Origin of the sequence: Mesorhizobium sp. M1E.F.Ca.ET.041.01.1.1 (genome assembly GCF_003997355.1) — a bacterium.
Lineage (GTDB): Bacteria > Pseudomonadota > Alphaproteobacteria > Rhizobiales > Rhizobiaceae > Mesorhizobium.
In genome coordinates this window covers 1-2,747 of sequence record NZ_RZSL01000697.1, presented here as the reverse complement: position 1 = coordinate 2,747, position 2,747 = coordinate 1, and the positions used below count along the sequence as shown (strand labels likewise).

The window sequence follows — 2,747 nt, the reverse complement described above, 5'->3', positions numbered from 1 at the left end:
ATGCGAAGGATGGCGCCACCGTCGGCATCGGCGCCGGCCAGATGAGCCGCGTCGATTCCTCGCGCATCGCCGCCCGCAAGGCGCTCGACGCGGCCGAAGCCGCCGGCCTGACCGAGCCGCTGACCAAGGGTTCCGTCGTCGCCTCCGACGCCTTCTTCCCCCTTCGCCGACGGCCTATTGTCGGCGATCGAGGCCGGCGCTAGCGCCGTGATCCAGCCCGGCGGCTCGATGCGCGACGACGACGTCATCGCTGCCGCCGACGAGCACGGCATCGCCATGGTGTTCACGGGCATCAGGCACTTCAGGCATTAGCGCCTTCTCCTTCTCCCCCTGTGGGAGAAGGTGTCGCCGAAGGCGACGGATGAGGGGTGCTGGAAGAAATGAGGCGGCGGCAATTTCAGGCACATTGCCAAGCTGGAACACCCCTCATCCGTCTCGGCGCTGCGCGCCGATCCACCTTCTCCCACAAGGGGAGAAGGAAGAGGCTCACTCCACCGGCTTGTCCGCCGGGTAGGGCGTCCTGACCAGGATCGCCATGCCGATACCGAGAAAGAGGATGATCACCGCCATGCCGAGCCGCGCCGAGTCGCTCAGGTAGCTGATCGTCGCGAGCAGGAACGGCGCCAGGAAACTGGTCGCCCGTCCGGACAGCGCGTAGATGCCGAAATAGCGGCCCGATTCGGCGGCCGTGACGCTCCGCGCCATATAGGAGCGCGATGAAGCCTGCACCGGCCCGAAGGCAAGGCCGATCAGCAGCCCGTAGAGGATATAGGCCTTCTCGGCGGCGGTGCCGAACAGGCCGCCGGAATCGGCCAGGGGGAGCGGTATCAGGCCGAGCAGCGTGAAGCCCGGCCCGGTCGAGATGATTCCGGCGGTGGCCACGGTCAGCATCGCGAGCGCGATCATCACCACCGCTTTGGAACCGAGCGCGGTGTCAAGGCGAGCGGCGATCCAGCAGCCGAAGATGGCGACGACGTTGAGAATGATGCCGAAGATGCCGATCTCGGTGATCGACCAGTGAAACATCGCGGCAGCGAACACACCGCCCTGCGTGAGCAGCGCGTTGACGCCGTCCTGGTAGATCATGCGGGCGACAAGGAAGCGGAAGATACCGACGCGCTTGCGCGCCTCTGTCAGCGTCGACTTCAGCTCCGAAAGACCCTCGCGCACTGCCGGTCCGATCGGAATGCCCTTGGCGGCGTCCGGGGTGAAGAAGAACATCGGCAGGATGAAGAGAAAGTACCAGCCGGCCGACATTGGCCCGGTGGCGCGGGCATCTTCGCCGAGCTTCGGATCGAGTCCCAGGATCGGATCGAGGCCGATGACCGTTTTGCCGGTTTCCAGATTGCCGGCCATGAACAGAATGACAAAAATCAGCGCGATCATCCCGCCGAGATAGCCGAGACCCCAGGCGATGTTGGAGATGCGCCCGATTTCGCTCTTCGGCACCAGCCGCGGCATCATCGAATCGTTGAACACGGTCGAGAATTCCGCGGCCACCGAGGCCAGCGAGAACAACAGCACGATCAGGAATACATTCGAGCCGGGCGCCGCGAGCCAAAGCAGCGTGAGGCTGGTGATCTTGATGGCCGCGAAGAAGGCGATCCACGGCTTGCGCGGTCCCGTCTGGTCGGCGATCGAGCCCAGTACGGGCGAAAGCACGGCGATGACCAGGCCGGCGGCGGCGATGCCCCAGGCCCAGGCGGCCTGACCCACGACCGGATCGCTGACCATGCGCGAGGCGAAGTATGGCCCGAAGATGAAGGTGGTGACGACGGTGAAGAAGGGCTGCGCCGCCCAGTCGAAGAACATCCAGCCCCAGATGCCGCGCCCCGTCGCCCGCTGCACTGCTACTTCGGCCATGTCCCCTCCCGCATCGTCCGCTCCGCCCGCGACCCCGCGCCATGTCTGCATGTTTTCGGGCAGCGATGCAAATGAACAAGCATGGCGCCACGTTGGCTTGCCTCACCTCCAGTTCTGGGTGGACGGGAACAAGGGCACCAACCTCTACCTCCCCCTTGTGGGGAGGTCGGACCGAAGGTCCGGGTGGGGGTCGGCGCAGCCCCCACCCGCTGCTTCGCAGCGACCCTCCCCACAAGGGGAGGGTAAGCATGCTCACATCCCCGTCAGATCGGTCATCAGGCCCGACGCCACCGACAGCCGCGACACGGTGATGTCGCCGCCTTCGGTGAGTGCCTGCAGCCGCTCGCGAATGCGCGCGACACGCTCGCCGCCGGCCTCCAGCCAGGCCGCGACCGGATCCGCCGCCTTGCCATGGCCGGTGAGCGCCGCGACCGCAATGCCGCGCCTTGCCGCGCCGATCGTGTCCATCGCGCGCGACAGCGCCAGTTGATCGTAATAGTCCGGCGGCGTGATCGAGCGCGCGGCCTCCTCGACCCGTGGGATGCGGAAGGCATCGCTGACGGCGAAGAAGGCCTTGGCCGCGCCGACGATGTCGGCGCCGGCCGTGCGCGCGGTGAGCGCGATGTCCGGGATGAGCTCCGCCACCTCGGCGAGCGCCAGTTGTCCAGCCAGCTTCTCGGGCGCGCCGCTCTTGAACAGGCCGTGCCGCCGCTCCTCGATCCGCTCGCGCGAGAAGGCCGGCAGCAGCGACGCCAGTTTCGGCTCCAGCGCCTTGCGCGCGTCATGCAGTTCGCCGATGCGCTGGCTGAGCGGGGCGGCGCCTGCCTCGTTCTTCAGGTACCAGCCGCTGGTCATGAAGATAAGCCGGCTGACCGCCTGATAGA

The 2,747-nt window shown here is 66.8% G+C and carries 1 protein-coding gene and 2 pseudogenes; 1 reads left to right on the top strand and 2 read right to left on the bottom strand.

From position 1 onward, the window contains the following. Positions 1-312: pseudogene (gene purH / locus EOA38_RS32775) on the top strand (bifunctional phosphoribosylaminoimidazolecarboxamide formyltransferase/IMP cyclohydrolase); the annotation flags it as partial. 174 nt (positions 313-486) lie between these two features. On the opposite strand, the gene EOA38_RS32770 reads toward purH, so the two are convergent. Both EOA38_RS32770 and EOA38_RS32765 read right to left on the bottom strand, forming a co-directional pair. Beyond that, entirely contained in the window at positions 487-1,863 is a 1,377-nt protein-coding gene (locus EOA38_RS32770; protein WP_127301178.1) for an MFS transporter, read from the bottom strand. Between the two features lie 252 nt (positions 1,864-2,115). After that, positions 2,116-2,747 (bottom strand): annotated as a pseudogene (locus EOA38_RS32765) (NAD-glutamate dehydrogenase domain-containing protein); the annotation flags it as partial.